This is a genomic window from Ruegeria sp. CH8 (assembly GCF_056536985.1).
The window spans coordinates 22,112-44,874 of the sequence record NZ_JBQFQR010000030.1; the positions used below are offsets into that span (position 1 = coordinate 22,112).

The following is a 22,763-nucleotide window of genomic DNA, read 5'->3' on the forward strand; positions in this document are numbered from 1 at the left end:
GATTTCTTCGCATTTATTGCACTTTTGCGCGGATCACGCCTAGCTATGGCCATAGTTTCTTCGGGATATGCAGCCATACTGCATCCCAATGTAATGAGTTGGCAGGAGCAGGCACATGCCCACGACCTATACAGATCAGTTCTTTATTCTGGATCCGGCGAACCCCGGCGCAAATGGTACGGTTCCGGGTTCGGCGCTGTCATTTCAGAAGCTCGACATCGTTGATTTCAACGACGATGACCTGATCGATCGGCTTGATCCTCCGGTTGGCCCGCCGGGCGACACCGTTGACGGCGTTGATATCACGTCTTCGTTTTTCAACGATATGGTGACAATCGAATTGGCGAACGGGACAGAGGTTACCTATACCGGCGTCACCTTCTATCTGGCCGACGGGCGTGAGGTTTTCACGCCAACCGATGGGCAGGTTCTGCAAAACGGCACATTCGTCAGTTCATCCGTCACGGATTTCAGCGATACCGGAGATTCCTTTGGTTCGGTTAATATCGCCAACGATGATCTTGGTCCTCCCTGCTTCACGCCCGGTACGTTGATCGACACACCGGACGGGCCGCGTCGGGTCGAAGAGTTGCAACCAGGAGATCTGATCACAACCACCGACAATGGTCCGCAATCCTTGCTGTGGGTGGGCCGGACCAAAGTCAGGGCACAGGGCAAACTGGCCCCAATCCGTTTCGAGGCTGGGGTTTTGGGGCTGGATCGCCCTCTGACCGTGTCACCTCAGCACCGGATGCTGGTGGCGGATTGGCGGGCGCCTTACCACTTTGGTCATTCCGAGGTTCTGATCGCCGCCCATTGTCTGGTCAACGGTGAAACGGTCACACGCGTTGAAGGAGACGAGGTCGAGTACATCCATCTGTTGTTTGCTCGTCATGAGATTGTCATTGCCAACGGGGCAAAAAGTGAAAGCTATTATCCCGGACATGCGATTTCCCAAGCTGATCGGGATACGCAGGCCGAGATATTCCGGCTTTTTCCCGAACTGTGCAGGCGCAACCCTGTAATGCCGGAGACCGCACGACCCGTCATCCGCCCGCGCGAGGCTCGGGCACTGGCGATATAAATCGTTTTAAACCCCGGCGCCGCGTCGTATAGCAAGCACATGGCACAAAAAGCAGCGCGCAAATCGAGCAGTAAGAAAAGCAAAGCGTCAAAGACAAAGAAACCAACCAAATTGCGGATTCGCCGTTGGGTGACTCGGGCTGTGTTGGGAACGGTTGTCTTTGTGGTCGGGCTGGTGGCGCTGTTTTCTGTAGTGAACCCGCCGGTAACACATACGATCTGGTCCGAATGGCGCCGGCTGGGCAAAGTCGAGCGGGATTGGGTTCCGATCGAAGAGATATCTCCCGTTATGGCGCGTTCGGTCGTGGCGGCCGAGGATGCCAATTTCTGCCTGCATTGGGGTTTCGACGTCGAAGCGATCCGCGACGCGCTGGAGGATGGTGGTTCGCGTGGGGCGTCGACCATTACGCAGCAGGTGGTGAAGAATGTCTTCCTGTGGCAGGGCCGCAGTTGGGTGCGCAAAGCGCTGGAAACCTCGATCACGCCGGTTGTCGAGATTTTCTGGAGCAAGCAACGTATTCTTGAGGTTTATCTAAACGTAGCCGAAACCGGGCAGGGCGTGTTTGGGGTCGAGGCCGCAGCGCGAAGCAATTTCAACGTGCCCGCTGCTCGACTGAGCCCGGTGCAGGCCGCGCGCATCGCAGCGATCTTGCCCTCGCCCCGCAACCGGTCGGTCACCGATCCTTCGGTTTGGACGCGCCGAAGGGCTGCGTCGATTTTGGACGGGGCGGCCACCATCCGCGCAGATGGTCGCGCGGATTGTTTCGAGGATTGAAACCCATCGCCCCTCAAGGCTAAATCTGGGGGGTATTCACTGGTTCGATTGGAAGCCCATGGCGCGTCTGTTTCACGTTCCCCTGTCCCCGTATTGCCGCAAGGTTCGCCTGTCTCTGGCGGAAAAGAAGATCGAGGTCGAACTGGTCGAAGAGCGATACTGGGAAAAAGACCCGGATTTCCTGCGCCGCAATCCGGCCGGTAAAGTGCCGGTTTTGCGGTTGGACGGGCAGATCATGTCGGAAAGCGCAGCGATTTGTGAATATATCGAGGAAACGCGACCTGAGCCCCCTCTGATGCCGAAAACGCCTGAGGCCCGTTACGAGATGCGTCGTTTGGTGGGCTGGTTCGATGACAAGTTCCACCACGAGGTGACCTCGAAACTCTTGTATGAGCGGGTGAACAAGAAGGTCACCGGTGAGGGCTATCCGGACAGCAAGAACGTCAAGGAAGGCGCCCGCGCGATCAAATACCATCTGGATTACATGGCGTGGCTGCTGGATCATCGGCGCTGGCTGGCGGGGGACCAGATGACTTTGGCGGATTTTGCAGCTGCGGCGCATCTGTCGGCGCTGGATTATATCTCGGACGTGGATTGGAATCGGTCTGCCGCGGTTAAGGACTGGTACGCCAAGATCAAATCGCGGCCAGCGTTTCGATCGATATTGGCGGATCAGGTGCCGGGGTTCCGGCCGCCCGCTCATTACGCCGATCTGGATTTCTGATAGGGTGGCAAAGAGGGCTGTCTGTCCCCGGACCCCCAAGGATATTTGTAGCCAGATGAAGATCGGAGAGGGTTTAAAAGACAAGCTGGTGGCGCAGGCGCTGAGCGAAGGGTTTGTATCTTGTCGTGTGTGCCGACCTTGGGATGTGCCAGAGGTTCCATCCCGGTTGGAGGCGTTCCTGCAGGCCGGATACCATGGGCAGATGGCGTGGATGGCCGAGCGGACCCATTGGCGCGGTGATCCGGCGGCGTTGTGGCCCGAGGCGCGGTCGGTGATCATGCTGGCCGAAAGTTATGCACCGGATCATGACCCGACCGAAGTGCTGAATCACCCGGACAAGGCGGCGATCTCGGTCTATGCGCAGAACAAGGACTATCATGATCTGGTCAAGAAACGGCTGAAGCGTCTGGCCCGTTGGCTGATTGCCGAGGCCGGGGGTGAGGTGAAGGTCTTTGTCGATACGGCTCCGGTGCCGGAAAAGGCTTTGGGCCATGCTTCCGGGCTGGGTTGGCAGGGTAAACACACCAATCTGGTTAGCCGGGATTGGGGAAATTGGGCCTTTATAGGGTCTGTTTTCACCACTTTGGATCTGCAATCAGACATGGCCGAGGTGGATCATTGCGGATCGTGCCGTGCCTGTCTGGATGCCTGTCCGACGGATGCTTTTCCAGCGCCTTACCAGCTGGATGCAACGCGCTGTATCTCCTACCTGACCATCGAACACAAAGGCCCGGTGGACGAGGAACTGCGCGCCAAGCTCGGCAACCGGATTTACGGCTGCGACGATTGCCTGGCGGCCTGCCCTTGGAACAAGTTTGCGGTTGCCGCCAGCGATATGCGCTATGCCGCCCGGGAGGATCTGAAAGCGCCTGCCTTGGCGGACCTGGCGGCGCTGGATGACGCAGCGTTTCGTGCGAAGTTTTCCGGATCGCCGATCAAACGCATCGGGCGGGATCGATTTGTGCGCAATGTGCTTTATGCCGTCGGTAACTCGGGCAGGGCCGAGTTGCGGTCGGTTGCGCAGGGGTTGACGGAAGATCGGGACCCCACAGTTGCCGACGCCGCGCGCTGGGCGGTGCAACGATTGCCATAAGTGCCGCAAACAGGCTGGACGTGTCGGTCCAAACCGCTAAACCCATCCGCAGCGAACAGAAAGGAGATCCCGATGGCGTTGGCTTTGGGGGTGGATACGGGCGGAACCTATACCGATGCCGTGCTGGTCCGGGATGAGCGTGAGGTGATCGCCTCGGCCAAGTCTCTGACCACGCGGGCCGATCTGGCGATTGGTGTGGGCAAGGCGATTCAGGCGGTTCTGGATGCGGCGCAGGTGGCTCCGGATCAGATTTCGATGGCGTCGCTGTCGACCACATTGGCGACGAACGCGCTGGTCGAAGGGCAGGGTGGGCGCGTGGCGCTGATCTATATCGGCTTCAAGGACGGTGATCTGGACAAGCACGGGCTGCGGGACGCATTGAAGGGTGATCCGGCCCTGGTGGTTGCGGGCGGTCACACTCATGCCGGAGGCGAAGCTGCGCCGTTGGATTTGGCGGCGCTTGAGGCATTTATAGATTCTCATAAAGGCATTTCGGGCTTTGCCGTTGCTGCCCAGTTCGCCACACGGAACCCCGCGCATGAGCTTGAGGCGGCGCGGATTATCGCCGAACGAACCGGTGCCCCGGTTACATGTTCGCATCACCTGTCGGCTAAGCTGAACGGTCCGAAACGGGCGGTAACCGCCGTGCTGAATGCGCGTCTGATCGGGATGATAGACAGGTTGATCGGGCGGGCGCAGGACCGGTTGCTGGAATTGGGCATCACTGCACCGATGATGGTTGTGCGGGGCGACGGTGCCCTGATGAGCGCAGAACAGGCGCGCGAACGACCGATTGAAACGATACTCAGTGGCCCGGCAGCGTCGATTGTTGGGGCAAGTTGGCTGACGGGAACCGAGAACGCATTGGTCTCGGATATCGGCGGGACCACCACCGATGTGGCGTTGATCCGCGACGGCAAGCCCGCGATTGATCCCGCTGGCGCGCAGGTTGGCGGGTTCCGCACTATGGTTGAGGCGGTCGCTATGCGCACTCATGGTCTGGGCGGCGACAGTCAGGTGCATGTGATGACCGAAGGGCTGGGCGGCGGCGTGTTTCTGGGGCCGCGTCGGGTGCTGCCGGTCTCGTTGATTGCGTCTGAAGCGCCCGAGGCCGTTCATGCCGTGTTGGACGCGCAATTGCGTGCAACGACGGTGGGCGAACACGATACGAGGTTTGCGCGGCGCGTTCCCGGCATTCATGCCGAAGGCTTGGGCGCGCGGGAAGAGGCCCTGCTGGAGCGGTTGGGCGACAAGGTTCTGCCGCTCAGCGGGTTGCTGCGGACCCGGATGGAAAACGGAGCCTTGGCGCGGTTGGTGGATCGCGGGATCGTACAGGTTTCGGGCGTGACGCCATCGGATGCCAGCCATGTTCTGGGTCGTTTGGACGCCTGGGATGCGGATGCGGCGCATAAGGCGCTTGAACTGATCGCGCGCAAACGGATTGGAACCGGGGACAGGCTGGCCAAGACGCCCGAGGAATTGGCGCAGATCATCGTGGATCAACTGACTGAACAAACCACTTTGACCTTGTTAGAGACTGCTTTTGCGGAAGAGGCCGAGGCTTTTGGCGTGCCATCAGCCGAGCTGGCGCGCCATGTCCTGACGCAAAAAGGCCTGTCCGGCCATCGCGGCCTTTTGGCACTGGATACCACTTTGAACGTGGATGTGGTGGGCCTCGGGGCGTCGGCGCCCAGCTATTATCCGGCGGTCGGCGAGCGTCTGCGCTGTCGCATGATCCTGCCGGAACATGCGGGTGTGGCCAATGCCATCGGTGCCGTGGTGGGCCGCCTGACCCTACGCAGAACCGGCACGGTCACGTCTCCGTCCGAAGGCCGGTTTCGGGTTCATCTTGAAGACGGCCCGCAAGACTTCAACGAATCCGACGCGGCGCTGGCACTGTTGGAATCGGTGCTGCGGTCCGAGGCAGAGGGCGCCGTGCGTCAGGCCGGGGCCGAGGATATCCGGGTCGTGGTTGACCGGGATATCCGAACCGCCCGGATCGAGGCGAAGGACGTGTTTGTCGAGGCCATGATCACCGTCGAGGCCAGTGGCCGCCCACGGGTGGCGACGGGATAGCCCCCGCAGGGGCTCCCTTTATTCAGCCGCGTCGCGTTTCGGCAGCACCCAATCGGGGCGCGGGAAGTGGCAGGTATAGCCGTTCGGGATACGCTCGAGGTAGTCCTGATGCTCGGGCTCGGCTTCCCAGAAGTCACCTGCGGGTTCGACCTCGGTCACCACTTTGCCAGGCCAGATGCCGCTGGCATTCACATCGGCAATCGTATCTTCAGCCACCTTTTTCTGAGCGTCATCTAAATAGTAGATGGCCGACCGGTAGCTCATGCCGCGATCATTGCCCTGACGGTTCAGCGTGGTCGGGTCGTGGATCTGAAAGAAGAACTCCAACAGATCGCGATAGGTGATCTGCGACGGGTCAAAGAAAATCTCGATCCCTTCGGCATGGGTGCCGTGGTTGCGATAGGTGGCGTTGGGCACGTCCCCGCCGGTGTATCCGACGCGAGTGCGGGATACGCCCGGTAGTTTGCGGATCAGGTCCTGCATCCCCCAGAAACAGCCCCCCGCCAATACGGCGCGTTCATCGGTCATTGGATATCCTCCACATGGATCAGGTATTCGCCATAGCCTTCGGCCTCCATCTCGTCCCGATGGATGAACCGCAGCGCGGCAGAGTTGATGCAATAGCGCAGCCCGCCATGTTCCCGTGGACCATCCGGGAAAACATGCCCCAGATGGCTGTCGCCGTGTTTCGAGCGAACCTCGGTGCGGATCATACCATGGGTAGCGTCGTGAAACTCTTCCACATGCTCATGAGTGATCGGTTTGGTGAAACTGGGCCAGCCGCAGCCGGATTCGTATTTATGGGTCGAGGCGAACAGCGGCTCGCCCGAGACGATGTCCACGTAAATCCCCGGCTCCTTGTTGCCCAAATATTTGCCGGTGCCCGGACGCTCGGTTCCGCTGCGTTGGGTAACGTGAAACTCTTCGGGGGACAGGGCGGCGATGGCCTCGGGGTCTTTGGTATAACGGGTCATGGCTCCTCCGGTCGGTTTTCTTGTGGCATAATCTGGGGGCAGGGGCGGGGAAATCAAAGCCCTATTTCAGCGGCCTCGCGCGTTCGTGCGGGTGATCTGCCGCCGAGTTTGATACGTAATGTAGGTAAAGGGAGGCCAAATCATGCTCAGAATGTTTGCTTTGACGGTTTTGATCCTGCTCGGTCGTGCGGTGCAGGCGGCACCCTTGGCAGGCGAGTTTGCGTCGATTGACGGCGGCACTTTGTCGATCGAAGACTGGAGGGGGCAGCCGGTTCTGGTGGTGAACACCGCCTCGCACTGCGGCTTCACCGGGCAATATGCGGCCCTGCAAAAGGTACATGAGGCCTATTCGGATCAGGGCCTTGTGGTTCTGGCGGTGCCATCGGATTCGTTCAACCAAGAGTTGGGCTCGGCCAATGAGGTCAAGGAGTTCTGCGAGATGAACTATGGCCTCACCCTGCCGATGACGGATATCACCCCGGTTAAAGGTGCCGATGCGCATCCGTTCTACAAGGCGGTGGCGGCGCAGACGGGGTTTGAGCCCCGGTGGAATTTCAACAAGATTCTTCTGGACCCCAATGGTGAGGTTGTTGCCACCTATGGCGCGAACACGAAGCCGGATGCGCCCAAGCTGCTGCGTCAGGTCGAGGCCTTGCTGCCCTGAGCAGGCTGTCGCGCCAGTTGAACCGCGAGTATGCCGAGTGTGGTGATCCCGACCCCCACCGCGTCCAACGGGCCCAATTTCTCACCCAGCAGGATGGCGGCAATGGAGACGCCAAAGACGGGGTTGAGGAAATGGAAGGTCGCCGCGCGGGTGGCGCCGATCCGGTCCAGCAGCAGCACCCAGATCAGTGTTGCCAGAAGGCCGGGGAAAAGGGTTGTGTAGGTGAAGGCCAGCGCCAGCGGCACGGTCGGGTGGATGTAAATCGTCTCAAACACCGGTGCCGCGACGAACAGAACGGCAGATCCCACCAACATCTGCAGCCCGACCACCATCATGAAGTTGCCGCCCGAGGTGGCGCCGCGAATGGACAGCGTGGCAAAGGTCAGCGCCAGGGCGCCCAGACAACACAGGGCCACGCCAAACATATCCACACCGCCACCGATCCGCGTGCTCATGATCAGGGCTACACCTGCAAAGCCCGCAAACAGGCCCAGCACCGCAATCGGTCGCAGTTTTTCACCCATAAACACCCAACCCGCCAACGCCACCAGCAACGGCATGGTCGAGGCGATAATGGCGGCAAGGGAGGCTTCAACCGTTTGCATCGCATAGAAGTTCAGACCCAAATAAAGGGCATTCTGGCAAATTCCGAACAGAATCGTCGCCCGCCACTGGGGTCGGGTCAGGTTCCAGCTTTGGCCCATGGCACGGGCAATGGCGACGCCCAGCAGGCCCGAGATCAGGAACCGCAAGGCCAGCGAAAACAGCGGTGATGCGTCCGCAACGATGATCCGGGCCGAGGTGAAGGCCGACGACCAGATGAACGCAAATGTCAGCCCCATGGCAATGGCGCGAAGATCCATTCCGGTCCCCCTTATAACTTTCGCGCACTGTTGATCGAATTCGCACTCGCCGCAAGATGCGCCCCTTTTTGCGTCAAAAAAGGCACATCCGGCCTGCTACCTTACCGTTAAGGTCGTTTTTATTGATTGACTGACCAATAAAAGATAACAGCAGCCGCATCCGAAATATCATGGGAGGCGTTTTGGTGCTTCTGGAATACATCTTGTCGTTTGGCGTCCTGCTGGCCCTGGGCCTGGTCGCTTTCTTTGTGGTGAAGTGGTGGAACCTGCGCTGTGTCGGCGTTACCCCCGTCCATCTGTTCACTTTCATTGCGATCCTGTTCACATCCGGTCTGGATGTGGGCCTGATCATGTTCCCGTTGACCGAGTTCGGTGGTTATGCCGAAGAACCCGCATACGCCTTTGCCAATCCGCTTGCCATCGAGTTTGGCTTTTGGGGTTTTCTGATCTGGGCGTTCTACTTCCTGACGGCGTTCTATTTCTGTGTGATCGAGCCCCGCGTAAAGTTCTTTGAGATCCCGCTGGTCAAACTGGTCAACAACGTGGTCATCATCGGCACCTGCGCCTTCACCGCCAGCCTGTTCCTTATTTACCTGCCGGGTTACCTGCCCGAAGTGGGCGACGGTGAATCCGTAGTCGGCACCTTCTACATCATCGTCTTCGTCGTCATTCTGGCTGCGGCCTATTCGTCGACCGACCTGAAATACGTGCGCATCCTCTCGGTGGGCTCGACCTTCCTGTTCCTGGCGCTGATCCTTGGCATGTGGGCCGCAGCCGGTATGGGTGTGACCGGGTTCATGGAAACCGGCAGTAACATCGGTGCCTACTTCGCGAACATCCACAAGTTCGTCCTGCCGCTGACCGACTATCACGCCTTCTACCTGTTCTGGTGGTTCGCGTGGTCGATCATGATCGGCCAGTTCACCTCGCGCTTTGTTGGTGGCCTGACCACGTGGCAGCTGCTGGCGGCACTGCTGATCTTCCCATCGATCCCGCTGGGTATCTGGTTCACCGTTCTATACTACTACCATTTGAACGGTATCGAGACCGCAGGCCTCATCAACATCGCGATGGTGATCGTGGGTGTGACCTTCGTTATCAACTCGCTGGACTCGCTGATCCGCCTGTACACCGACAACCTGAACATGACAGTTCAGCGGTTCGGCAAGGCCCCCTACGTGGCTGGCAACGTTGCGCTGCTGTTCGTCCTGACCTTGCTGTTCCAAAGCCAGTGGCTGCAAATCCAGTGGATCGGAGCCGTGGTCGTCGGTCTGTATCTGGCCTGTGTGGTCTATATCCTGATCGCCAAGCGCAAAGAGGTGCTGAGCATCGACTCGATGCCGGAGGACCGCGATCTGGACTTCCATAAGGTTGAAACGGTTCACTGATCTGTTTCGAAACCGCAATCTGAAAACGGGCGCCCATCGTGGCGCCCGTTTTTCGTTTCGACTTAGAGTTGGAATTGGTCCCTGTTGAGCTAGATTTTTCACAAAACGGATGAGGCCATTAATGCTGGAAGAAAAACGCAAAGATTTGGATTCGGAAAAACAGAAGAAACTGCTGTTTCGGCTTGTAGACGAATTCAGCCGGTCTTCGCCGGATTTGTACTATCGCTCGACCAGCGAAATTGCCGTGTATCTTGAGGCTTACATTCGCAAGGGGGCAAAACTGTCTGCTGATGACAGGGCTTTGTTGACCCGCCTCAGCCGTCGTGATCTGGAAGTGCTGCTAAGCCTGCACTGAGCCAAAGAAAAAGGGCCCCCAACCGGCGGCCCTTGATCATGTTGCGGTGAAAGCTGAAATCAGCCGTTCACGCTGTCCTTCAGTGCCTTCGCGATGGTCATCTTGACCACTTTGTCGGCCTCTTTCTTGAACTGCTCGCCGGTGGCGGGGTTGCGCACCATGCGCTCGGGGCGTTCGCGGCAGTAGATTTTGCCAACGCCGGGCAGGGTCACCGCACCGCCAGCCGAAACTTCGCGGGTGATCAGGCCGGTCATGGCCTCCAGCGCAGCGTTTGCGGCTTTCTTGTCAGTCCCCATCTCCTCAGCGAGAGCAGCAACCAGCTGAGTCTTTGTCATAGGCTTTGCCATTTCTTGGTCTCCTTAACGTGCCCGATAAATAGGGCCTCACCGCGTAACTGTAACGGGATATTGTGGACGAACACAACGAATAGTAGCGCGGAAAACCCTAAAAATATGGGGAAAACGTTGCTTTTTTGCTTCAGAGAAAGGCCGTTTCGTCGAAGGAACGCAATTTCCGGCTGTGCAGGCGCTCTAATGGCATTCCGCGCAGATGCTCCATCGCACGTATTCCGATTGCCAGATGACGGCTGACCTGAGTGGTATAGAACGCCGAAGCCATGCCGGGAAGCTTTAATTCCCCGTGCAGCGGTTTGTCGGAGACACACAGCAAAGTGCCGTAAGGAACCCTGAAGCGATAGCCATTAGCGGCGATTGTGGCGCTCTCCATATCCAACGCAATCGCCCGGGATTGGCTGAGGCGCTGCACCGGGCCGGACTGGTCGCGCAATTCCCAGTTGCGGTTGTCCACCGACGCGACGGTGCCGGTGCGCATGATCCTTTTCAGTTCATAACCTTCCAGTTCGGTGACCTCGGCCACCGCCTGTTCCAAAGCGACCTGAATCTCGGCCAGCGGCGGGATTGGCACCCAAACCGGCAGGTCATCGTCCAGCACCTTGTCCTCGCGCAGATAGGCGTGGGCCAGCACGAAATCCCCCAATGCCTGCGTATTCCGCAACCCGGCGCAATGGCCGACCATCAGCCAGGCGTGCGGGCGCAGAACGGCAATATGGTCCGTGGCCGTTTTTGCGTTCGACGGCCCGACGCCGATATTAACCAATGTGATCCCGGCCCCATCCGCGCGTTTAAGGTGGTAGGTCGGCATCTGGGGCAGTTTCAGAGGCTGCTCCAGTACACCGTCTGGCGTCGTGATCTCGACATTTCCGGTTGAGACAAAGCTGGTATAGCCGCTGTTTGGGTTAGCGAGCTGCTCACGCGCGTAGCTCTCGAACTCCGAGACATAGAACTGATAGTTGGTGAACAGAACGTGGTTCTGGAAATGGTCGGGGTCGGTTGCCGTGTAGTGCGAAAGTCGTGCCAGCGAGTAGTCCACCCGCTGTGCAGTGAACAGGGACAGCGGGCCGGTCTCATCCTCGGTGTCATACACTCCGTTCACGATGTCATCATTGGTGGTGGTCAGGTCCGGCACATCGAACACATCGCGCAGGGTGAATCCGGCGGCCCCCTGATGTGGCACCACCAGATTTGGGTTGTTGGCTACCGCGAAATGCACCGGGATTGGAGTGTCGGACGCCTGAATCGTCACCGGCTGATCATGGTTCCTGATCAGCAGGGCGATCTGTTGCGTCAGGTAGGATCGGAACAGATCGGGCCGCGTGACAGTGGTCACATGGGTGCCGGGCTCGGACACGTGGCCAAAGCTCAAGCGGCTATCGACCTGCGCATAGGAAGAGGTCTTGATGCGGATTTCCGGATAAAACGCCCGATAACGTTCGGCCGGTACGCCCTGTTCCATCGCTTTGGCAAAGCTGTCGCACAGGAACTGGGTCGCCTTCTCGTACAGCTCTTCCAGGCGGGCCACGGCGGCGGCGGGGTCAGTGAATTTCTCGGGCGTCGGGACGTCAGGTGTTTTTATTATTGTCATGCAAGAGGTTCCAGAAGGTCGATCTTTTCAAATGTGCGCACATCCACCAGCCCCAGATCCGAGATCCGCAATTCGGGGATCACAACCAAAGCCAGCAGTGAGTGCTGCATGTATGCGTTGTTCAGCTGACAGCCGCAGGCCTGCATTGCCTCGACCATCTTGTCCGCTTTGGCGGCAACGTCAGCGGCAGGGCTGTCGGACATCAGGCCAGCGATGGGCAGTTCCACCAGCGCCAGTTCCTCTCCATCGCGGAACAGGGTGATGCCACCGCCGACCTTAGCCAAGCGGTTCGCGGCCAGCGCCATCTGCTCCCGGTCGGTGCCGACCACGATCATATGGTGGCTGTCATGCGCCACGGTCGAGGCCATCGCCATCTTGCCCTGATAGCCAAAGCCCGAGACAAAGGCGTTGGTCACCCCGCCGGTCGCGCGATGGCGTTCGACCAGAGCGATCTGGCAGACGTCACCTTCACCCTCAACCAGCCCGCCGATGATCGGCAATTCCGCCTTCAGCGCCTTGGTCGGGGCCTGATTTTCGACCACACCGATGACATTGGCCTGCACCCGGTTGGCGCCAGCTGGGGCTTTGATTTCGAAATCCGCATCGGTCAACGCATGACCCAGATGCACGGTGTTTCGGGCGGTGTCTGGCCAGTTCAGATGTGGGCAGTCGACGGTGATCGCCCCATTCTCTGCCACCACCTGACCTCGGGCGATAACCAGTTCGATGGGCAACTCCGTCAGGTCCGAACTGAGTATAACATCCGCCCGCCGTCCCGGCGTGATCGAGCCGATCTCACGCTCCAGCCCGAAATGGGTTGCGGTGTTGATCGTCGCCATCTGCAGTGCGATCAGCGGATCGCATCCGCAGGCAATCGCGTGGCGCACCACCCGATTCATGTGGCCCTCATTGACCAGTGTGCCAGAATGGCAGTCATCCGTGCACAGGATAAAGTTTCGCGGATCCAGCCCCTTTTCGGTAACGGCGGTGATCTGGCTTTCCACGTCATACCAGGCCGACCCCAGCCGCATCATCGACCGCATTCCCTGCCGGACACGCGCAATCGCATCTGCCTCGCAGGTACCTTCATGATCATCCGCCGGGCCGCCCGCGACATAGGCCGCGAAATCAGGCCCCAAATCCGGCGAGGCATAATGCCCGCCCACCGTCTTGCCCGCCCGCTGAGTCGCCGCGATCTCTGCCAGCATCTTAGGATCACCATGGATCACGCCAGGGAAATTCATCATCTCGCCCAGCCCGATGATACCGGGCCAATTCATTGCTTCGGCCACGTCTTCGGGGGTGATCTCATACCCCGTCGTTTCCAACCCCGGCGCGGACGGCGCGCAGGACGGCATCTGGGTGAAGATGTTAACCGGCTGCATCAGCGCCTCGTCATGCATCATGCGCACGCCATCTAACCCCAGCACATTGGCAATCTCATGCGGGTCGGTGAACATCGAGGTGGTGCCATGCGGAATCACCGCGCGGGCGAATTCAGCCGGGGTCAACATGCCCGATTCGATATGCATATGGGCGTCGCACAGGCCCGGCAGCATGTAACGGCCGCTCGCTTCGATGATTTGCGTGCCAGGTCCAATGCAGTGGGACGCATCCGCCCCGACAAAGGCCACACGCCCGGCTGCAATGGCGATGTCATGATCGGCCAGCGTCTCGCGGCTGTGGACATTGACCCAGAACCCGCGGCGAATGACCGTATCGGCGGGTTCGCGTCCTGCGGCAACTGCAATCAATCTGGGGGCGACATCGGGCCAACTTGGGAAAGGCGTGTATTCCATGGCTCAACTTTCCCGAATGCACAAAAAGGTGCAACCCCCGGCGCGCAGCTATCATGAAACCGTCACGCAGCGCGCAAGCGCTGCCCTGCCCAACCAGAGGAGATGCCGCAAAGCGGCATTGACGATGGGCGGGAGCGGCCCGGTTACGCCAGCCGATCGGCCTCCATCTCGCGCCGCAACCAATCGGCAAAGGCCAGAGCCCCCGGGGTTTCCTCGGCCTGTGGGGACAACAGCAGGTAATAGGCCTCGGGCATGACCGCGCGGTGGGAGAACGGCGCCACCAAGCGCCCCTGCCGGATCAGATCGCGCGCGATGGTGTCGTGGGTCAGGCACAGGCCTCCTCCGGCCATCGCAACGGACAGGCTGACCAGATAGGTCGTCGAATAGGTAACAGGCGGATTTCCCCAATTTAGAGCCTGATCTTCTGCCCAACTCGCCCAGTTGGACATCAGGTTGGAGCAGTCAAAAAGCGGCTGCTGCTGCAACGTGTCCAGCGTCACCTCATAACCGGGAGCGCAAACCGGATAATAGTGATCGGTCCGCAGCAATTCGGTGCGCACCGTGTCGGAGGGCCGCAGCGAATAGCGGATTTCCACCGCGGCCCCCTCTGCCATCTCGCGCGGTTCCCACAGCTCGATAAAGATATTCAGCTGCACCTCAGGGTGCTCGAATCGAAACTGCGGCAGGCGCGGGGCCAGCCAGTTGACCGCAAAACTGATGTTGCTTTGCACCTGCACCGCATTTTGCTGCGCTCCGGTGACGGCCTGCGTACCGCGCACCAGTGTTCGAAACGCCTCGCGCACCACGGGCAGATAGGTGATGCCCGCCTCTGTCAACTCCAACGCGCGCGGGCGGCGTACAAACAGCGGCTGGCCCAGATAGCCCTCCAGCGATTTGATCTGCTGGCTGACCGCGCTTTGGGTCATGTTCAAATCCCGGGCCGCACCGGTAAAGGACAGATGCCGGGCCGAGGCTTCGAACGTGCGCAGCCAGCCCAGCGGAGGAAGTGAATTCTGCATGTGCATAACCCTGCCATTAGCTCAGCTAATGAGATAGGTCTGTTTTTTTCGTTGGTCAAACATGCGCGCCGCAGGCACGCTTTTGCCAAAGCCCCAGCTAGCCCAACAGGAGCTCGAAATGACCATCACCAACCTGCGCCCGAATATCGACCATTGGGCGGAACGTGTGGACCTTGCAGCCGCCTTCCGCTGGACCGAGCGTTTGAACATGCATGAAGGCGTGGCCAATCATTTCAGTCTTGCGGTGAATGAGGACGGCACCCAGTTCCTGATGAACCCCAACCAAATGCATTTCGCGCGGATCACGGCGTCGAATCTGTTGCTGCTGGATGCCAACGACCCGGGCGTGATGTCTCAGCCCGGCGCGCCTGATCCTACCGCTTGGGGGCTTCATGGCTCGATCCACCGCCACTGTCCGCATGCGCGCTGTGTGATTCATGTGCATTCGATATTTGCTACGGTTCTGGCCTCGTTGGCAGACAGCACCTTGCCTCCGATCGATCAGAACACCGCCACTTTCTACAACCGCTATGTGGTCGATCAGGAGTTTGGCGGTCTGGCCTTTGAAAGCGAAGGCGAGCGTTGCGCCGGAATGCTGTCGGACCCGAAGAAAAAGGTCATGATCATGGGCAACCATGGTGTGCTGGTGATCGGAAGCGACCCGGCGGATACTTTCAATCGCCTCTATTATTTCGAACGCGCGGCGGAAACCTACATCCGAGCACTGCAAACCGGTCAGCCCCTGCGCGTGCTGTCGGATGAGATCGCCGAGAAGACAGCGCAGGAGCTTGACGACTATCCCGGTCAGGGTGAGGCGCATCTGCGCGAGATCAAGGCTCTGCTGGATGCCGAAGGCTCGGACTACGCCACATAACCCGACTACGCCACAAATAGGGTATTGCCATGACCGACGTCACCCAAGACCCCGAAGCTGCCCGCTGGCACTATCACCCCGAGGGGCCGGTGGGGCTGAACCCGCTGTTCAACTGGCCTCCGCGTCCTGCTGCTGTGCTGAAATGGTATAGCGGCGCGTGGCTGCAGATCACCGCTTTGACCTTGTGCATGGTGCTGGCCGTCACGGCTTATGTCTTCTTTTTCCCTGCGTTAGAGACGATGAAAAGCTTTGCGCCCGGTTGGATGTTCCGCATCTGGCTGCTGAACATGGTGCCGCAAATTCTGGTTGCTGGCAGCCTGCACTGGTGGCTTTACATGCGCAAAGGCCAGGGCATGTATAAGAAGTTCGACCGCCGAGACCTGACCCGCAACAATGGCAACTTCACCTTCCGCAATCAGGTCTGGGACAATATCTGGTGGACACTGGGTAGCGCGATGACAGTGGCGACCGTGTATCAGTGGGTGATCTATTGGGCGATGGCCAATGGCTATGTGCCGACGGTCACATGGGCCAGCGCACCGGTCTGGTGTGTGGTCTGGATGCTGTTCATTCCTATGTGGTCGGGGCTGCATTTTTATTGGGTACATCGGCTGGAGCATCACCCCAAGCTCTATAAACATGTCCACGCCGTTCATCACCGGAACGTCAATATCGGACCGTGGTCGGGGATATCGAACCACTGGTATGAAAACCTGCTGTATTTCACCACCTACTTCATCCACCTGATCGTGCCGTCACACCCGCTGCATGTGCTTTTCCATACATACTTCCAGCAGATCAGCCCGGTCCTGTCGCATTCCGGCTTTGAAAAGCTGAAAGCCGGAGAGACCGATGCCGCCCGTGCGGGGGACTTTTTTCACCAGCTGCATCACAGGTATTTCGAGTGCAACTACGGCACGTCCGAGATTCCCTTCGACAAGTGGTTTGGCACCTATCACGACGGCTCGGCCGAGGCGACGACGCGGACCCGGGCCTTCAAAAAGCAGATGTATACTTAAGGGTCAGGTGCGCTCGAACAAGGCAATCAGCGCGGTGTCGTCCTTGTTGGGGCCTACGGCCAGATCGCCATAAATCCGCACCTCGGGCAGGGTCAGGTTGTGTATCTGACCCTGTGCCAGTTTGTGCAATGCCTCAGCAAAGCCCAGCTTTTCATAGTGCTGCGCGTTGATCGACAGAGCGAATTGTGCGCCGGGGCGGGCAATGCGTAGCAAGGCGGGTAGGGCCTCGGGGCCCAGATGGCCATGGGTGAACGTGCCCGAGGACACAATGCCGGAATAGCTGTCGCGCGGAACCGGGATGCCCTGATTCAAATCGGCCACGATCGCGTCGCGGTAGATATCCTTGCGCATCGCCTGATCCAGCATCTCGGCGCTGATATCGGTGGCGTCGATCGGCCCGACACCCAGCCCGGCCAAAACCGCGCCGCACAGCCCGGTACCCGCACCCACATCCAGAACCGGGCCTTGCCCACCGGCAGCCACAAAGGCGCGGGCCGTGTGAATATGGAGCTGATAGTCTTCGCGCGCAGCGAAGGTCTCGTCATAGTCCCCGGCCCATTCTGCATAAAGCTCTTTGTGATCGTCGGGCGTTTCCAGGGAATAAGCGGTGTGCAGGTTTGGTGTTTTCTCAGCCATGCTTAAAAGAAAGGCGCATTGAGGGATTCGAATCAAGTATTCAGACGCAGGTGCTTGCATCCGCCGGGATTGCGGATCATCAAAGGCGGCATGACTGGAACTCTTTTTTCGTTCGGCCACGGATATTCGGCGCAAGCCTTGTCCCAGCTACTGAAACCCCAAGGGTGGCGCATCGTCGGCACCACCCGCGATCCCGCCCAATCCCCCACCATTCGGGCATCAGGCGCTGAACCACTGATCTGGCCCGGACAGACACCGGATCTGGATGGGGTGACGCATCTTTTGATTTCGACTTCCCCCAAAAAAGACGGTGATCCGGTGCTGGCCGCGTTTCAGGATGAGATCGCCGCACGGGCTGCGCAAATCAAATGGGTTGGATACCTGTCGACGACGGCCGTTTATGGCGATCATCAGGGGGAATGGGTGGATGAGTCCACGCCGCCCACACCTACGGCAGAGCGAGGCCGGTGGCGGGTAAGGGCCGAACAGCAATGGCAGAACATCCCCAGGTTGCCGGTCCATATCTTTCGGCTGGCTGGCATCTATGGCCCCGGTCGCGGCCCGTTTTCCAAGCTCAAACGGGCGGGAATGCGTCGCATCATCAAGCCCGGGCAGGTGTTCTCCCGCATTCACGTGGCCGACATCGCGCAGGTTCTGGCGGCGTCGATGGCTGCACCCAATCCCGGCGCCATATATAATGTCTGCGATGATGAGCCGGTGCCACCACAGGACGTCATCGCCTATGCCGCCGAGCTGCAGGGCCTGCCTCTACCGCCCGCCATTCCGTTTGGTGAGGCCGACCTGACCCCGATGGCCCGCAGCTTTTACAATGAAAACAAGCGCGTCCGAAATGACCGGATCAAGGATGAACTGGGCGTGCGCCTACTTTATCCGGACTATCGCACCGGACTTGAGGCTCTGATGACAGACGTCTGAGGATCACCCCGCGGCTTTGATCAGGTCGGCGGCTTTCTCGGCGATCATAATGGTTGGCGCGTTGGTATTGCCCGAGATCAGCGTCGGCATGACCGAGGCATCGACCACCCGCAGCCCCTCGATCCCGCGTACGCGCAGCTCCGGGTCAACCACGGCCATCTCATCCACCCCCATTTTGCAGGTTCCAACCGGGTGATAGATGGTGTCGGCGCGGGCGCGGATGTGTTGTTCCCAATCGGCGTCAGTACGTGCGGCGTCGGTTCCGAACATCTCTTTGTGCCGGTATTTGGCCAGCGCCGGGGCTTCGAGGATATCCCGCATCATCCGCGCGCCCTTGATCATCGTGTCCAGATCGCGGTCGTCGGACAGGAAGGCCGGATCTATGGCGGGTGCGGCAAAAGGATTGGCGCTGTTCAAGCCAACCGTTCCACGGCTTTCGGGGCGCAATTTGCAGACATGGCAGGTGAAGCCGTGGCCGTAATGCAGCTTGCGGGCGTGATCATCGACCAGCGCGATGGTGAAATGCAGCTGAATGTCAGGCCGGTCCAGATCGGCTGAGGTTTTTAGAAACCCGGCCCCTTCGGCAAAGGGAGTCGCCGCCATCGACACGCCGGTCTTACGCCAGCGCAAAAGGTGACGGGTCAGCTTTGCCGACGCCATCGGGCTGATTCCGAAATTGTCGGGGTCCTTGGTTTTGTAGGACAGGATGAAATCCAGATGGTCCTGCAGGTTTTTGCCCACACCGGGCAGGTTGTGGCGCAGGGCAATACCATGTTTAGTCAGGTCCTCGGCAGCACCGATCCCGGACAGTTGCAGCAAGTGCGGAGATTTCAGCGCTCCGGCGCAAACCAGTACCTCACGCTTTGCCGTGACCGTGATATCGGCGCCCTTAGCTTTCTTTTTGTAGATCACCCCGGTCGCGCGTTTGCCATCAAAGGTCAGTTCTTTGGCATAGGCCTGAGTAATGACCGTCAGGTTGGGGCGGCCGATGGCTGGAAAGACATAAGCCGCAGCGGCTGAGCACCGCTCGCCGTTTTTGGCCGGGTCGTGGAACTGCGTCACCTGATACAGACCAACCCCTTCGTTGTCGCCGCGATTGAAATCATCGGTGCGGCGGTGCTGCATCTGCTCGGCCGCCTCAACGAAGGCATGGGTGATCGGGCGCGGCTCTTTCTGGTTTGACACCTGCAGCGGGCCAGCCGCGCCATGTAGATCATCGGCGCCATCCTCATTATTCTCGGACCATTTGAAATAAGGCAGCACACTGTCCCAGCCCCAACCGGTACAGCCCAGCTCGGCCCAGCCGTCATAATCCTGACGATGACCCCTTATATAAAGCATCGCATTGATTGCGCTGGACCCGCCCAGTGCCTTGCCACGCGGTTGATAGCCCCGCCGCCCATTCAGCCCCGGTTGCGGCACCGTTTCAAAGGCCCAGTTGTTGATCTTGGGACGTCCGGGAAGGGCGGCAACTACGGCCGAGGGCATCCGGACCAGAATGCTGTCGCCGCGCCCGCCAGCCTCAAGCAGGCAAACGCGTTTGCTTGGGTCTTCGCTGAGACGGCTGGCCAGCACCGAGCCTGCGGACCCGCCGCCGACAATGACATAGTCGAATTCCATTCCGATTTCCCCCTCTTGCCCGACCGGGCAGAGTGGTGCCAAGTCAGCCTTGTCCAAGACTGTGGCCGAGCGACGGGAAAATACAATTGCCGTATCCGGGATGTGACCCAAGGTTATTGAGGTCCGGGCTGACCAATTCTAAAATTATCATAACCATTTCCTATTAAACTCATCACTAAACAAAACTTTTTTGCATGGCTTTGATTTGTTACTTCTGAAAGGGACAAGACAACAGAGTCGCCGATACCTTGCACAGGACGCATCGCGCATCCTTGGCGGGGTAAAAGTGCCCTCTACATGTGTTCTTGATCGACCGAGTTTTGACCGCGCGAACCTGCCGGAAATTAGCCAGGATTGGAGATCGATATGGACGGAAGTGATAACCCCAAAACGGGCGGTTGCCCGGTAATGCACGGCGCGGGTACCCGGTCAAACCGGGATTGGTGGCCGAACCAGCTAAACCTGTCGATCCTGCACCAGAACACGCCTGCGTCGAACCCGCTGGGTTCGGATTTTGACTATGCCGAAGAATTCAAGAAGCTGGACATGAAGGCTCTGAAGGAAGACCTCTATGCGCTGATGACGGATTCGCAGGACTGGTGGCCTGCGGACTATGGCCATTACGGTGGATTCTTCATCCGTATGGCCTGGCACAGCGCCGGGACGTACCGCACCGCCGATGGTCGTGGCGGTGCCTCGACCGGGAACCAGCGTTTCGCGCCGCTAAACAGCTGGCCGGATAACGGCAACCTGGACAAGGCGCGCCGTCTTCTGTGGCCGATCAAGCAGAAATACGGAAACCAAATCTCCTGGGCGGACCTGATGATCCTGGCCGGGAATTGCGCAATCGAGTCGATGGGCGGCAAGACCTTCGGTTTCGCCGGTGGCCGAGTAGATATCTGGGCACCCGAGGAAGACATCTATTGGGGGTCCGAGACCGAATGGTTGGCCCCGACCAACAACCCGCATAGCCGCTATTCGGGTGAGCGTGATCTTGAAAACCCGCTGGCTGCCGTGCAGATGGGCCTGATCTATGTGAATCCCGAAGGCCCGGATGGCGAGCCGAACGTCCTGGCCTCGGGCCGCGACATCCGCGATACCTTTGGCCGGATGGCGATGAATGACGAGGAAACTGTCGCGCTGGTTGCCGGTGGTCACACCTTCGGTAAAGCGCACGGTGCGGGTGACCCCGATCTGGTCGGCCCTGACCCTGAGGCTGCTCCGATTGAAGAGATGGGCTTTGGCTGGATCAATAAGTTCGGCTCGGGCAAGGGGGATGACACCACCACATCGGGCATTGAAGGAGCATGGACTGCGAACCCGATCAAATGGGACAATGGATATTTCGATCTGCTGTTCGGCTATGACTGGAACCTGACCAAAAGCCCCTCAGGTGCATATATCTGGGAACCGGTCGGTGTTAAGGAAGAAGACATGGCCCCGGCGGCGCATGATCCGTCCAAGAAGGTCAAAACCATGATGACCACCGCCGATATGGCGATGCGCATGGATCCGATCTATGGCCCGATCTCGAAACGCTTCCATGAGAACCCAGAAGAGTTCGCCGATGCCTTCGCCCGTGCGTGGTTCAAACTGACCCACCGCGACATGGGTCCGCGCGCGGCCTATATTGGCCCCGAAGCCCCGGCCGAGGAACTGCTGTGGCAGGACAACGTACCCGCCGTGGATCACGATCTGGTCGATGATGCGGATGTGGCCGACCTGAAAGCCAAGATTGCTGCTACCGGCCTGTCGGTATCGGAACTGGTCTCGACCGCATGGGCCTCGGCCTCGACCTTCCGCGGGTCGGACAAGCGGGGCGGTGCCAATGGTGCCCGTGTCCGTCTTGCGCCGCAGAAAGACTGGGACGTCAACGAGCCGATGAAACTGTCCAAGGCGCTGGACGCGCTGGAGGGCGTTCAGAAAGCCTTCAACGATGCACAGTCGGGCGGCAAGAAAGTGTCACTGGCGGATGTGATCGTTCTGGCGGGTGCTGTAGGTGTCGAACAGGCGGCCAAAGCGGGCGGTCAGGATGTCGAGGTCCCGTTCACTCCGGGCCGCACCGATGCGACGCAAGAGCAGACGGATGTGGATAGCTTCTCGGTGATGGAGCCTATCGCTGACGGCTTCCGCAACTACCAGAAGGCCGACTATACAGTGTCACCCGAAGAACTGCTGGTTGACCGGGCGCAGTTGCTGACCCTGTCCGCGCCCGAGATGACGGTGCTTGTCGGCGGTCTGCGTGTGCTGGGTGCCAATTTCGGCGACAGCAAGCATGGCGTGTTCACTGACCGCGTCGGAACGCTCAGCAATGATTTCTTCACCAACATTCTGGACATGAGCACCGAATGGAAGCCCTCCGGCAAAGGCGTCTACGAAGGCCGCGACCGCTCCAGCGGTGATGTCAAATGGACCGGCACCCGCGTCGATCTGGTGTTCGGCTCGAATTCGCAATTGCGGGCTCTGGCCGAGGTCTATGGTCAGGCCGATGCCGAGGGCAAATTCGTCTGCGACTTCGTTTCAGCCTGGAACAAGGTGATGAACGCGGATCGGTTTGATTTGAAGTAAACAGGACGACCACTCACGAAGCGACGCCGCCCGAGGGGACTCGGGCGGCGTTTTTTTGCGCCCGAGTCTCGGGGGCATACCAAGCATTGGGTACGATTCCGCTCAAGGACCAACCTTTCCGAGGTTTCCACCGGCATTCGCAGGCGGCAGCGAGGGAAATTCTAAAGCTAACCTGTTGTTTTCATTAAAGTGAGTGAGTTTCTGCTGAGAAATGTGAAGTTTTTTCAAAATGGGGGTTGCAGGTTCCCGGACCAATCCGTAAATACCCCTTCACCGGCGCTGCTGAGGCGGTTGCTGGGACGCTGGAGACGGCGGAGACGCTCGGGAGAGGCCGGGGGCATCTTGAGGGATTGAGT

Annotated in this window: 21 protein-coding genes; 12 read left to right on the plus strand and 9 right to left on the minus strand. The window is 59.3% G+C overall.

Going from position 1 to position 22,763, the window contains the following annotated elements; translation table 11 throughout:
* Nucleotides 1-115 precede the first annotated feature (115 nt).
* The 5 genes from ACR0ER_RS22560 (at nucleotide 116) to ACR0ER_RS22580 (ending at nucleotide 5,751) form a co-directional block, all read left to right on the plus strand.
* Nucleotides 116-1,084, plus strand: coding sequence for a Hint domain-containing protein (locus ACR0ER_RS22560; protein WP_480770829.1), 969 nt, complete (start codon nucleotides 116-118; stop codon nucleotides 1,082-1,084).
* 39 nt (nucleotides 1,085-1,123) lie between these two features.
* A complete protein-coding gene (gene mtgA / locus ACR0ER_RS22565; protein WP_480770830.1) occupies nucleotides 1,124-1,858 on the plus strand; it encodes a monofunctional biosynthetic peptidoglycan transglycosylase in 735 nt (244 codons plus the stop codon).
* Between the two features lie 58 nt (nucleotides 1,859-1,916).
* Nucleotides 1,917-2,582, plus strand: coding sequence for an FtsZ-binding protein FzlA (gene fzlA / locus ACR0ER_RS22570; RefSeq protein ID WP_480770831.1), 666 nt, complete (start codon nucleotides 1,917-1,919; stop codon nucleotides 2,580-2,582).
* Between the two features lie 55 nt (nucleotides 2,583-2,637).
* Nucleotides 2,638-3,675, plus strand: coding sequence for a tRNA epoxyqueuosine(34) reductase QueG (gene queG, locus ACR0ER_RS22575; RefSeq protein ID WP_480770832.1), 1,038 nt, complete (start codon nucleotides 2,638-2,640; stop codon nucleotides 3,673-3,675).
* Nucleotides 3,676-3,747: 72 nt separating this feature from the next.
* Complete coding sequence (locus ACR0ER_RS22580; protein ID WP_480770833.1) at nucleotides 3,748-5,751, plus strand: hydantoinase/oxoprolinase family protein; 2,004 nt, start codon at nucleotides 3,748-3,750, stop codon at nucleotides 5,749-5,751.
* Nucleotides 5,752-5,769: 18 nt separating this feature from the next.
* Here ACR0ER_RS22580 and msrA read toward each other — a convergent pair whose 3' ends face one another.
* Nucleotides 5,770-6,279 (minus strand): peptide-methionine (S)-S-oxide reductase MsrA, encoded by a 510-nt coding sequence (msrA, locus tag ACR0ER_RS22585; RefSeq protein WP_480770834.1) that lies wholly within the window; start codon nucleotides 6,277-6,279, stop codon nucleotides 5,770-5,772.
* Nucleotides 6,276-6,725, minus strand: coding sequence for a peptide-methionine (R)-S-oxide reductase MsrB (gene msrB / locus ACR0ER_RS22590; RefSeq protein WP_480770835.1), 450 nt, complete (start codon nucleotides 6,723-6,725; stop codon nucleotides 6,276-6,278). Before msrB ends, msrA begins: the two co-directional genes overlap by 4 nt.
* Before the next feature lie 142 nt (nucleotides 6,726-6,867).
* Here msrB and ACR0ER_RS22595 point away from each other — a divergent pair, with 142 nt between their 5' ends.
* On the plus strand, nucleotides 6,868-7,389 hold the full coding sequence (locus ACR0ER_RS22595) for a glutathione peroxidase (RefSeq protein ID WP_480770836.1): 522 nt from the start codon (nucleotides 6,868-6,870) through the stop codon (nucleotides 7,387-7,389).
* Here ACR0ER_RS22595 and ACR0ER_RS22600 read toward each other — a convergent pair.
* The gene (locus tag ACR0ER_RS22600; RefSeq protein ID WP_170334463.1) at nucleotides 7,365-8,252 is read right to left on the minus strand and encodes a DMT family transporter; all 888 of its coding nucleotides are present in this window, start codon (nucleotides 8,250-8,252) and stop codon (nucleotides 7,365-7,367) included. The two genes, ACR0ER_RS22595 and ACR0ER_RS22600, sit on opposite strands and share 25 nt — an antisense overlap.
* A 170-nt stretch (nucleotides 8,253-8,422) precedes the next feature.
* On the opposite strand from ACR0ER_RS22600, the gene ACR0ER_RS22605 reads away from it, so the two are divergent.
* Both ACR0ER_RS22605 and ACR0ER_RS22610 read left to right on the plus strand, forming a co-directional pair.
* A complete protein-coding gene (locus ACR0ER_RS22605) occupies nucleotides 8,423-9,640 on the plus strand; it encodes a BCCT family transporter (RefSeq protein WP_480770837.1) in 1,218 nt (405 codons plus the stop codon).
* A gap of 121 nt (nucleotides 9,641-9,761) precedes the next feature.
* On the plus strand, nucleotides 9,762-9,995 hold the full coding sequence (locus ACR0ER_RS22610; protein ID WP_480770838.1) for a hypothetical protein: 234 nt from the start codon (nucleotides 9,762-9,764) through the stop codon (nucleotides 9,993-9,995).
* 59 nt (nucleotides 9,996-10,054) lie between these two features.
* On the opposite strand, the gene ACR0ER_RS22615 is transcribed toward ACR0ER_RS22610, so the two are convergent.
* The 4 genes from ACR0ER_RS22615 to ACR0ER_RS22630 form a co-directional block, all read right to left on the minus strand.
* Nucleotides 10,055-10,342, minus strand: coding sequence for an HU family DNA-binding protein (locus tag ACR0ER_RS22615; protein WP_039533371.1), 288 nt, complete (start codon nucleotides 10,340-10,342; stop codon nucleotides 10,055-10,057).
* A gap of 130 nt (nucleotides 10,343-10,472) precedes the next feature.
* Nucleotides 10,473-11,936, minus strand: a complete 1,464-nt coding sequence (locus tag ACR0ER_RS22620; protein WP_480770839.1) for an AMP nucleosidase — start codon at nucleotides 11,934-11,936, stop codon at nucleotides 10,473-10,475.
* The gene (gene ade / locus ACR0ER_RS22625) at nucleotides 11,933-13,735 is read right to left on the minus strand and encodes an adenine deaminase (protein WP_480770840.1); all 1,803 of its coding nucleotides are present in this window, start codon (nucleotides 13,733-13,735) and stop codon (nucleotides 11,933-11,935) included. Before ade ends, ACR0ER_RS22620 begins: the two co-directional genes overlap by 4 nt.
* Nucleotides 13,736-13,878: 143 nt before the next feature.
* Nucleotides 13,879-14,754 carry a LysR family transcriptional regulator gene (locus ACR0ER_RS22630; protein ID WP_480770841.1) on the minus strand — a complete coding sequence of 292 codons (876 nt, stop codon included), beginning with the start codon at nucleotides 14,752-14,754 and terminating at the stop codon, nucleotides 13,879-13,881.
* Between the two features lie 118 nt (nucleotides 14,755-14,872).
* On the opposite strand from ACR0ER_RS22630, the gene ACR0ER_RS22635 reads away from it, so the two are divergent.
* A complete protein-coding gene (locus ACR0ER_RS22635; protein WP_480770842.1) occupies nucleotides 14,873-15,628 on the plus strand; it encodes a class II aldolase and adducin N-terminal domain-containing protein in 756 nt (251 codons plus the stop codon).
* A 29-nt stretch (nucleotides 15,629-15,657) separates the two neighbouring features.
* Nucleotides 15,658-16,647: a sterol desaturase family protein gene (locus ACR0ER_RS22640; protein WP_480770843.1), complete on the plus strand. Its 990-nt coding sequence runs from the start codon at nucleotides 15,658-15,660 to the stop codon at nucleotides 16,645-16,647.
* Nucleotides 16,648-16,650: 3 nt separating this feature from the next.
* Here the strand turns inward: ACR0ER_RS22640 and ACR0ER_RS22645 are convergent, their stop codons facing one another.
* The gene (locus ACR0ER_RS22645; RefSeq protein ID WP_480770844.1) at nucleotides 16,651-17,283 is read right to left on the minus strand and encodes a class I SAM-dependent DNA methyltransferase; all 633 of its coding nucleotides are present in this window, start codon (nucleotides 17,281-17,283) and stop codon (nucleotides 16,651-16,653) included.
* A 90-nt stretch (nucleotides 17,284-17,373) separates the two neighbouring features.
* Here ACR0ER_RS22645 and ACR0ER_RS22650 point away from each other — a divergent pair, with 90 nt between their 5' ends.
* Nucleotides 17,374-18,219, plus strand: a complete 846-nt coding sequence (locus ACR0ER_RS22650; RefSeq protein ID WP_480770845.1) for an SDR family oxidoreductase — start codon at nucleotides 17,374-17,376, stop codon at nucleotides 18,217-18,219.
* Nucleotides 18,220-18,222: 3 nt separating this feature from the next.
* On the opposite strand, the gene ACR0ER_RS22655 is transcribed toward ACR0ER_RS22650, so the two are convergent.
* On the minus strand, nucleotides 18,223-19,839 hold the full coding sequence (locus ACR0ER_RS22655) for a GMC family oxidoreductase (protein ID WP_480770846.1): 1,617 nt from the start codon (nucleotides 19,837-19,839) through the stop codon (nucleotides 18,223-18,225).
* A 366-nt stretch (nucleotides 19,840-20,205) separates the two neighbouring features.
* On the opposite strand from ACR0ER_RS22655, the gene katG reads away from it, so the two are divergent.
* Nucleotides 20,206-22,407, plus strand: a complete 2,202-nt coding sequence (gene katG, locus ACR0ER_RS22660; RefSeq protein ID WP_480770847.1) for a catalase/peroxidase HPI — start codon at nucleotides 20,206-20,208, stop codon at nucleotides 22,405-22,407.
* Nucleotides 22,408-22,763: the final 356 nt, after the last annotated feature.

What these genes read in the sequence shown, in the direction of transcription:
- ACR0ER_RS22610 (WP_480770838.1), top strand. Translation starts at nt 9,762, where the DNA reads ATGCTGGAAGAAAAACGCAAAGATTTGGATTCGGAAAAACAGAAGAAA.
- ACR0ER_RS22560 (WP_480770829.1), top strand. Translation starts at nt 116, where the DNA reads ATGCCCACGACCTATACAGATCAGTTCTTTATTCTGGATCCGGCGAAC.
- mtgA (WP_480770830.1), top strand. Translation starts at nt 1,124, where the DNA reads ATGGCACAAAAAGCAGCGCGCAAATCGAGCAGTAAGAAAAGCAAAGCG.
- ACR0ER_RS22580 (WP_480770833.1), top strand. Translation starts at nt 3,748, where the DNA reads ATGGCGTTGGCTTTGGGGGTGGATACGGGCGGAACCTATACCGATGCC.
- ACR0ER_RS22645 (WP_480770844.1), bottom strand. Translation starts at nt 17,283, where the DNA reads ATGGCTGAGAAAACACCAAACCTGCACACCGCTTATTCCCTGGAAACG.
- ACR0ER_RS22655 (WP_480770846.1), bottom strand. Translation starts at nt 19,839, where the DNA reads ATGGAATTCGACTATGTCATTGTCGGCGGCGGGTCCGCAGGCTCGGTG.
- katG (WP_480770847.1), top strand. Translation starts at nt 20,206, where the DNA reads ATGGACGGAAGTGATAACCCCAAAACGGGCGGTTGCCCGGTAATGCAC.
- msrA (WP_480770834.1), bottom strand. Translation starts at nt 6,279, where the DNA reads ATGACCGATGAACGCGCCGTATTGGCGGGGGGCTGTTTCTGGGGGATG.
- ACR0ER_RS22595 (WP_480770836.1), top strand. Translation starts at nt 6,868, where the DNA reads ATGCTCAGAATGTTTGCTTTGACGGTTTTGATCCTGCTCGGTCGTGCG.
- ACR0ER_RS22635 (WP_480770842.1), top strand. Translation starts at nt 14,873, where the DNA reads ATGACCATCACCAACCTGCGCCCGAATATCGACCATTGGGCGGAACGT.
- ACR0ER_RS22630 (WP_480770841.1), bottom strand. Translation starts at nt 14,754, where the DNA reads ATGCAGAATTCACTTCCTCCGCTGGGCTGGCTGCGCACGTTCGAAGCC.
- ACR0ER_RS22605 (WP_480770837.1), top strand. Translation starts at nt 8,423, where the DNA reads ATGGGAGGCGTTTTGGTGCTTCTGGAATACATCTTGTCGTTTGGCGTC.
- ACR0ER_RS22640 (WP_480770843.1), top strand. Translation starts at nt 15,658, where the DNA reads ATGACCGACGTCACCCAAGACCCCGAAGCTGCCCGCTGGCACTATCAC.
- ACR0ER_RS22620 (WP_480770839.1), bottom strand. Translation starts at nt 11,936, where the DNA reads ATGACAATAATAAAAACACCTGACGTCCCGACGCCCGAGAAATTCACT.
- ACR0ER_RS22650 (WP_480770845.1), top strand. Translation starts at nt 17,374, where the DNA reads ATGACTGGAACTCTTTTTTCGTTCGGCCACGGATATTCGGCGCAAGCC.
- ACR0ER_RS22615 (WP_039533371.1), bottom strand. Translation starts at nt 10,342, where the DNA reads ATGGCAAAGCCTATGACAAAGACTCAGCTGGTTGCTGCTCTCGCTGAG.
- fzlA (WP_480770831.1), top strand. Translation starts at nt 1,917, where the DNA reads ATGGCGCGTCTGTTTCACGTTCCCCTGTCCCCGTATTGCCGCAAGGTT.
- msrB (WP_480770835.1), bottom strand. Translation starts at nt 6,725, where the DNA reads ATGACCCGTTATACCAAAGACCCCGAGGCCATCGCCGCCCTGTCCCCC.
- queG (WP_480770832.1), top strand. Translation starts at nt 2,638, where the DNA reads ATGAAGATCGGAGAGGGTTTAAAAGACAAGCTGGTGGCGCAGGCGCTG.
- ade (WP_480770840.1), bottom strand. Translation starts at nt 13,735, where the DNA reads ATGGAATACACGCCTTTCCCAAGTTGGCCCGATGTCGCCCCCAGATTG.
- ACR0ER_RS22600 (WP_170334463.1), bottom strand. Translation starts at nt 8,252, where the DNA reads ATGGATCTTCGCGCCATTGCCATGGGGCTGACATTTGCGTTCATCTGG.